The organism is Caballeronia sp. INML2, from assembly GCF_023631365.1.
GTDB lineage: Bacteria > Pseudomonadota > Gammaproteobacteria > Burkholderiales > Burkholderiaceae > Caballeronia > Caballeronia turbans.
Genome location: NZ_JALQDH010000051.1, coordinates 1 through 249 on the forward strand (window position 1 = coordinate 1; position 249 = coordinate 249).

The 249-nt window shown below is 65.9% G+C and carries 1 protein-coding gene; it reads right to left on the bottom strand.

Annotated features, from left to right (window positions below; genetic code table 11):
* On the bottom strand, positions 1–249 hold a 249-nt coding region (locus tag NCT32_RS19375), incomplete at both ends, for an ABC transporter permease subunit (RefSeq protein ID WP_409241536.1).

Below are 249 nucleotides of genomic sequence, written 5' to 3' on the forward strand. Positions count from 1 at the left end.
ACATCGTCGCGAGCGTGACGACGATCGATTGCAAGCGAAACCATGCGATCAGCGCGCCGTTGACGAGGCCGATGCCGCCGCCGATCGCCAGAATCAGCGCGGCGCCGCCCCATTGTTCGACGGGCGATCCTTGCACGAAGCGCACGGCAAGTACGTTCGCGAGCGACACGACCGCCGAGGCCGACAGATCGAATCCGCCCGACAGCACGACGATGGTCTGCCCGATCGCCGCGAGCGCGAGTGTAGTTG